We start from the raw sequence: 959 nt of genomic DNA, 5'->3' as shown, positions 1-959 counted from the left end.
AGCGCGACGCGGCCTATATCCTGGCGCACATGCGGGTTGGCGAAGACGCGGCCCATCGACATATCGAGGTCGAGCTCGACCTTGTCGGCCTTGCGCCATTCGCGCCGGATTGCGGCATAGCCGTCGCTCGTCGCCGCATCGAGATCGACCAGCTTGCCGTTCACCTTTAGCGCCGCCTTGCGGCACCAGGCGGGTATGCGCAGATAGAGCGTGAATTCCACCGACGCCTCCGGTCCAACCTCGATCGAGACCGCGCCGTCCCACGGATAATTGCTGGTCTGGACGAGGCTGACCTGCCGGCCGGCGATCTCGAAGCGGGCGGTCGAGTCACCGTAGAGATGCACCGCCAGGGCATCGTCGGCGAGGCCGTAGAAATAGCTGCCGATCGAGGCCACCATGCGGCCGATATTGGGCGGGCAGCACGGGCAGTGGTGCCACTTCCAGCGATGGTGGCCGCCGCGGCTCTCCAGCGGGTTCTGGTAGAAGAACAGCGAGCCATCGAGCGACAGGCCCGAGATCGAGCCGTTGTAGAGCGCGCGTTCCATCATGTCGGCGTAGCGGGCGTTCGGCCCCATGCCGAGCATGCGGCTTGCCCAGAACACCAGGCCGACCGAGGCGCAGGTCTCGGCATAGGCGCTCTCGTTTGGCAGGTCGTAATCGCTGGTGAAGCCCTCATTGTGCCCCGACGGCCCGAGACCGCCGGTGACATAGAGGCTCTTGGTCGTCAGATCGTCCCACAGCCGCTCGAGCGCCACCTTGAGCGTGTCGTCGCCATATTCGGTCGCGATGTCGGCCATGCCGGAATAGAGATACATCGCCCTGACCGCGTGGCCGACGACCTTGTCCTGCTCGCGCACCGGCTTGTGCGACTGGCTGTATTCGTAGGTCTTGAAGTGCAAAGCCTTGTGGTCGGCGCCGCGCGCCAGCGCCTCCTCGTGAAAGTAATGCGGCTGCTGGCC

Annotated in this window: 1 protein-coding gene; it reads right to left on the bottom strand. The window is 65.2% G+C overall.

Annotated elements, in window-relative coordinates; all coding sequences use genetic code 11:
- Positions 1-959 (bottom strand): glycoside hydrolase family 127 protein (locus ACWGS9_RS34950; RefSeq protein WP_454509446.1); only part of this gene is annotated, 959 nt, incomplete at both ends.

This window comes from Mesorhizobium sp. Arg314, from assembly GCF_053714275.1.
The sequence above is the reverse complement of the archived record's forward strand: the minus strand, read 5'-3'. Positions and strand labels throughout refer to the sequence as shown.